Below are 5,750 nucleotides of genomic sequence, written 5' to 3' on the forward strand. Positions count from 1 at the left end.
CTCTTTACCTCCCCTGTTTTATTTGGACATCATATCCGGCAATTTGCGGACATTTTATGCCGTCAAGTTTTGGCTATTATACGGTAGCAGTAACAGTTTGATATTAAGCCTAAAAGATAAAATATTTTAATTTGTTTTTCCGGATTAATGCCATAATCTAAAATTAAATCGTAATAAGGATATTTTCCGTTAGACAGCTTGCAAACCACTAAACGCGCTACTTCATCTTGCAACATCTCAACTTTACTTTGCAATTCTAGAAGTTTAATATTTTGCTGTTTTAAAATATTTTCAAGTTCTACTTTATCCATCCTATTCAATCAACCTTCTTTCTTTGATTATACAATTAAGATAAGAAATCATATTTTTCTAAAATAATAAAAATTTAACTGTTGCAGCTATCGCATCAGCAATCGGTAATGGGTACTTCCCCGTCGCGGGGCACAGTGACCACACCGGTGGTTGCGCTTCTCCCCCGTCGCGGGGCACGTGGGTAGCAGTGTGTTACGCTACTCCCCGATCGCGGAGGCACAGTGGCCAGCGGTGATGACGCTGCTCCCCTGCATGGGACATGCGGTGGCCGCAGAGGTGACGACAAGAATAGTTGAAAAATCAGTTTGATTTAGATTCCGGATAATATCGTGAAATAACATCATGTATATCGTCTTCTTTTTTAGTATGTATAAACCTTGAATAAACTTCTATTCCGCTTCTAACTTCACAATCATCAAGTTCAAAAACATCTATTACTTTAATGAATTGCCATTTCACTAACTGACCATACACATTCAAGTATTCGTGTTCCGATTTCTTAGCTCGCATTTCCGCAACAGCATGTGCCTCTTCGATATCTTTTGATTTAATAAGTATAATGCTTTCTTCAAAAATCTTTTCATCATTATCATAATAATTTTCGTCAATTTTATCAACAATCGGTTCTCCAGAGTGAATAGATTCAAACAATAATTTTACTGTATACCAGTTTGTTTGAATTTCTTCTGATTTATGTTCCATCAAGAATTCACCTCTTGAAACAAAATCTATTAATCCCTCCGTTGTAGTCATGACAGTGACACCAGATCAATCTCCGGTTAGAGCCCGATGGTATACTTTTGGGCGACGTTTGATGCGATGGTTATCGCGGGGGCGGCGAAGGTCGCAGTGTTCTAGAATATAAAATATGTAGAATTTGATTTTTATTCAGAATCATCAAGATATCTTCCATATATAACAACTACCATTAATATTACAACGGGAATTAATATAATAGAAAGAGGAAACGAGACAAACTTCAATACCCATAAAGACGCGGAAGTAGTTGCTATTGTAATGTAAAGCACCATATCGTCTTTATTCCACTCTTTTCAATTAATAACCACATGCAAATAGCCTATCGGAGGAAATATCATGCACATTGCAAAAATGAAGTTTTTTCTAAGATACCAAGGCATTTTTCTTCTCCTTACTTTAAGCAATAAAGCATTAAAAAGTAAAAAAATATCATAACTAACCCATTAAGTATCGCCGAACTTATTGCACCTATAAACACCCCTTTAAACCACCTGATCTTTTCTTTAATAAACAAAGTTGTTAAACTACAAATAACAAGAGTAATGGCAATATAAATAACAAGATTAATAGCGTAATTCTCCTTTGCAACTGGGGTTCCAAGTCTCATTAGATTCACTGGTGTTTCTCCAAAAAAATATTACACGTTGCGCAACTTTCGCCCAGTGGACGAATGCGGTAAATAAAAATTTAATGTCGTTTTAATCTAGTTAACAAATAACGAAAAAAACTCGCAAAATCAATTCTAAATCGACTTATTATCTTAGTATAAATTACAGCGATCATTATGCTCGTTAATATCACCAATACTAACCTAAAAACATCATCCATCTTTCATCATCCAATCCGCCCCACGTAAGCAATACTCTATCTCTACCACAACCACGGGCCAACGCTGGTGTCGTTCTTAGTTCGGCATCATATTTTCTTTTGTCCACTGCAATCTACAGTCCCTACAAAGGAAATCCTTGGTTACAAAGGGGTTTACCTTAAAATACCAGTAACAACAGATTAAGCCTGGTATAATCCCCATGAAAATTATCAGCACTACCCATAAAATGAATTTTAGTATAAACATGATGCCTTCAGATTTAGCATTGAAAATAACTCTTCTCGAACCACATCTAGGACAAGGAACCCACATGAGTTCCCATGGTCGTTCATTCTGTAATATAAACTCTTGAAATTCTTTAGAAAGGGTAAACTTAATTTCTTCCATTAATTTTCTCCTTATGAAATAAAATAAACTAATAACAAAGAGTTCATCTTCTATTTTCAACATTTTTTATCTAGTCCCTTCAATAGGACAGACTTTTTACAAGAAGAGCCTGTTGGTCGTTGATTTCCTCCCCCACCAGAGTGATACTCACCCTGCGGCTACCACTGGCCGACGCCAAGGGACAGCAGTTTTGAACCCCACTGCCCCATCAACTTCATAGCGCCAGCAGAGGAAGGACAGTTTGCACCTACCCTTCCGTAAAATAAATAGCGACCACAGCGTTATCTCCTCAATGTCTGAGTTTCAACAACAGAATAATAATCATTAGCTTCGTGTAATTATGGTGTTATGACAACCAATAAAAATTACATTGAAGAATCAGTCGGAACTCTGAATTTGCAGTTATCAAAGAGCGAGAATCCTGCAACTACCGCATTACTGAATAACCCGCTGCGCCCTCATGAACGTCTTCTCATAGTAAGGAGTGGTAATATCGCTGATCGTAACACCCACTGCGGCTCCCGATGCGTGAAGCATCTTGCCTTCGCCCAAATAGATGCCAACGTGGCCGATGCGGTCGATACCTTGATTATGACTACAGACTGCCAGCAGTTCTCTCGAATGTTATAGAGTGGCCAACAGTGCTAGCAGTGCTTGGCAAGAGCCCGCGTGGTCACGATTCATCAATTTGATAAATTGTCGCCAGCGTTAGCACAGTCCCACAACGAGAAAAAAAGCGGAAAGGCGTTAGCCCTCCCGCTCCAGTTATGAAGTTATCGATTATTTACTGTGACCACGCTACTTATCCATCCGTCGCGCTTCCTCCGCCATCTGATAGCCAAGGCGAATCAGCGTTAAGCCATCAGGTTCCTTTTCCCCTTTCTTTAACGGAATTATCAGCGGCTTCGCTTTGGCAGCTTCCTTCTCCTTCGCTTCCCGCTTCTGGTTTGATCGCTCATAACCCAGCATCTGATCATAGGTAATGCCAGCTTCGCGCTTTTTACGGTTGATTTTTCGATAGAACATCAGCATCTCGGCTTTCATCTTCCGCGCTTCCAGGATTTACGCCTTGTATTCTTCCACAATCCGCTCAATCTCCAGTGAGCGAACGTGGCTCAGTTCCGGCAACCGCTCCCGCAACATCATGAGCCGTCGCGTCTTGACCGCTTCAATCCGTTCATCGAAGTCAGCGATATCGCGGCTTACCCGTTCCAGCGCCCGTTTCTTCTTGGTTACTTCGACATGCGGTGCGTCGTTGAGCAGCAACTCGCTGTACTCCTGCTGCCACGTTTCTTTCCGCTCGATCATCTCTTTCTTTTCCTGAATCATCGCATCGACCTTGGCCTGTAAGCGATAGGCTTCATCGTTGAACTCGTTAAATAATTGTTGAAACATCGTGTATTCCTCCTTAGTTGTTGTTGTCTAACTCGGCTAACTGGCGCTTCAATTCATCAATCTCCCGTTCGATAGCTTCATCGCTGCGTTCTTCATCGAAGTGCTGTGTGGCCACGATGTTGTGCTGTTCCTTCAGGATGCCAAGGCTTTTGAGCAGGAGTTCCGTATGTTTCCCTGAGCCATCGACGGCTTTCTGCACGGTCGTATTCATCACATCGGCCAGTTTTTCATTGACGCTTTGTAGCACGCGCCGCTGAACTTCCCGTTGAAAGTTCTCCTCGGCACGCCAGCGACGGAGCGTTTTGTCATTTACGCCACGGATTTCTGTTTATGGCATCATAGAAGTACACAAAACGGCATCCTAGAAATGCAGAATGAAATGCCAAAAGAAAAAAAGGCACTTGCCTCATCTCCCCAAAACCCGTACCCTTCGATGTGTGCAATACCGAATCGGAGGGGTTGGAAAGGATGCTGCAAATGCCACAGCAACAATATATCAAATTTCTGCGCGAACAGGAAGGCTGTACGATCCGCGAAATTACCGAACGTGTCGGTGTGAACTGGCGTACGGCGAATTTGGTTTGATAACCTTTCTGCCGCGGTGGTCACTATCGGCACCGAGGGAAACCGCCAATGTACGGACGCCTTTTTACGGTTTCAGAGCCATTATCGATTCGAGTCGGTCTTTTGCAATCCGGCCCGAGGAAACGAAAAAGGTCATGTCGAGAATAAGGTGGGGTATGCGCGTCGGAATTGGTGTGTTCCACTGCCGATCTTCACCACCCATGAAGCATTGGCTACATCATTGATTCAGCAGGCCGAGCGGGATATGGAACGGCCACACTACAGCAAACAAACCCTGATCCAGCAGCTTTGGCAAGAGGAAAAGCCACAACTTTTGCAACTCCCCATCACGCCGTATGAAGTTTTCCGGTTGGACTCGGCCCGCGTGAATCACTATGGGGAGATTCGATTCGATGGAACCGCACTGGCACTTCCGCAATGTCGCCCCGGCGATCAAGTGTAGTTAAAAGTCTACTGGGATCGAATCGAAGTGCTGGATCTGACCTATCAAGCGATCACGACGATCCCACGCCCCTATACCCAGAAAATCCAAGATGTTGATTGGAAAGCGGTGATCGAGGGTCTCCAGCGGCGTCCCCGCGCTGTTTCGTATTCCGCGTTCGTGGGTATAATGCCTTTGGAACTCCGGAGTTTCCTCCGGGAAAGCGAAGGTATGGAGAGAAAACAGCGATTACAATGGCTTCGTCGCTGGTTGGATCAATACGCATTATCGGAGATCGGCAAGGCGATTTCCGACGTAGCTTCCCGTAGCCCCGTTTCATTGGAGCATGTCGAACACCAACTCTAACGGTTGGCCTCTTGTCGTCGCTCACAACACTCACCTCCTGGGCCTATCGTGCCCAGCGGTGCCTACTGTAGCCAACAGCGGCGTTACGCCCGTCGAACTAATCGCCTCCTCCACCGTCACCTCCGCCACAGTCTCCTCCAAAGCCATCATCGCTACCTCCGAAATCCCAACCGTTATCGTCATTACCGTCGTCACCATCAGAATCAAGATGGAAGTCAACGACGCCACTACCATGACCAGAACGTACTCCACGCTTTATTATGAAAGCGAATGCTATGAACGCAAATATGGCCACAAAGAGAAAGGTCATCATAATATCCCCTCCTAATCACGAGAACCTCTGATTACTTCGTGGACATATTACTAAACCCTTCTTTGTATTGGAATAACAGTAATTACGTCCTGATATTTCTTGAACGCTTCCAAAACCGCCCCCACAGAATCGCCTGTGTGCCGCGTTAAAGCAGTGGCTATACCAATCATACTAGGGATAGCGTTGAGGCGAACGTGGGGCGTTACAGTGGCTTACGTTGGATATGGATATTCTTAGACGATTATAATCGCTCTTTTTTATAAAACAGAGGATATATCTCATTCTTTAGTAGAGTCCGTCCAGGAACCCAATGGAACCAAGTATGGTATCCGTTGAAACCGTGTTTTTTCCAAATTAATCAAGAAAATAGCCGCAAACCGTAC

At 43.6% G+C, this 5,750-nt stretch carries 9 protein-coding genes; 2 read left to right on the forward strand and 7 right to left on the reverse strand.

Annotation, left to right across the window (positions count from 1 at the left end; translation table 11 throughout):
- Positions 1-62: 62 nt before the first annotated feature.
- From EDD73_RS14335 to EDD73_RS14360, 6 genes are all read right to left on the reverse strand, one after another.
- Positions 63-311 (reverse strand): hypothetical protein, encoded by a 249-nt coding sequence (locus EDD73_RS14335; protein WP_131921089.1) that lies wholly within the window; start codon positions 309-311, stop codon positions 63-65.
- A 301-nt stretch (positions 312-612) separates the two neighbouring features.
- Positions 613-1,065: a DUF4288 domain-containing protein gene (locus EDD73_RS14340; protein ID WP_243116947.1), complete on the reverse strand. Its 453-nt coding sequence runs from the start codon at positions 1,063-1,065 to the stop codon at positions 613-615.
- A 1,657-nt stretch (positions 1,066-2,722) separates the two neighbouring features.
- On the reverse strand, positions 2,723-2,899 hold the full coding sequence (locus EDD73_RS15645) for an NlpC/P60 family protein (protein ID WP_406567203.1): 177 nt from the start codon (positions 2,897-2,899) through the stop codon (positions 2,723-2,725).
- A 186-nt stretch (positions 2,900-3,085) separates the two neighbouring features.
- A complete protein-coding gene (locus EDD73_RS14350; protein WP_131921092.1) occupies positions 3,086-3,331 on the reverse strand; it encodes a hypothetical protein in 246 nt (81 codons plus the stop codon).
- 18 nt (positions 3,332-3,349) lie between these two features.
- Positions 3,350-3,682 carry a hypothetical protein gene (locus tag EDD73_RS14355; RefSeq protein WP_131921094.1) on the reverse strand — a complete coding sequence of 111 codons (333 nt, stop codon included), beginning with the start codon at positions 3,680-3,682 and terminating at the stop codon, positions 3,350-3,352.
- Positions 3,683-3,695: 13 nt separating this feature from the next.
- On the reverse strand, positions 3,696-3,929 hold the full coding sequence (locus EDD73_RS14360; RefSeq protein WP_479723870.1) for a hypothetical protein: 234 nt from the start codon (positions 3,927-3,929) through the stop codon (positions 3,696-3,698).
- 486 nt (positions 3,930-4,415) lie between these two features.
- Between EDD73_RS14360 and EDD73_RS14365 the strand changes: the two genes are divergently transcribed.
- A complete protein-coding gene (locus EDD73_RS14365) occupies positions 4,416-4,709 on the forward strand; it encodes a hypothetical protein (RefSeq protein WP_131921099.1) in 294 nt (97 codons plus the stop codon).
- 27 nt (positions 4,710-4,736) lie between these two features.
- Positions 4,737-5,054: a hypothetical protein gene (locus EDD73_RS14370; protein ID WP_131921101.1), complete on the forward strand. Its 318-nt coding sequence runs from the start codon at positions 4,737-4,739 to the stop codon at positions 5,052-5,054.
- Positions 5,055-5,084: 30 nt separating this feature from the next.
- Here the strand turns inward: EDD73_RS14370 and EDD73_RS15000 are convergent, their stop codons facing one another.
- A complete protein-coding gene (locus tag EDD73_RS15000) occupies positions 5,085-5,288 on the reverse strand; it encodes a hypothetical protein (protein WP_165876551.1) in 204 nt (67 codons plus the stop codon).
- Positions 5,289-5,750: the final 462 nt, after the last annotated feature.

Origin of the sequence: Heliophilum fasciatum (assembly GCF_004341395.1) — a bacterium.
Lineage (GTDB): Bacteria > Bacillota > Desulfitobacteriia > Heliobacteriales > Heliobacteriaceae > Heliophilum > Heliophilum fasciatum.

Excerpts from the sequence above, each read along its gene's own strand:
- EDD73_RS14335 (WP_131921089.1), bottom strand. The coding sequence starts at position 311 with ATGGATAAAGTAGAACTTGAAAATATTTTAAAACAGCAAAATATTAAA.
- EDD73_RS14340 (WP_243116947.1), bottom strand. The coding sequence starts at position 1,065 with ATGACTACAACGGAGGGATTAATAGATTTTGTTTCAAGAGGTGAATTC.
- EDD73_RS14350 (WP_131921092.1), bottom strand. The coding sequence starts at position 3,331 with ATGAAAGCCGAGATGCTGATGTTCTATCGAAAAATCAACCGTAAAAAG.
- EDD73_RS14355 (WP_131921094.1), bottom strand. The coding sequence starts at position 3,682 with ATGTTTCAACAATTATTTAACGAGTTCAACGATGAAGCCTATCGCTTA.
- EDD73_RS15000 (WP_165876551.1), bottom strand. The coding sequence starts at position 5,288 with ATGGTAGTGGCGTCGTTGACTTCCATCTTGATTCTGATGGTGACGACG.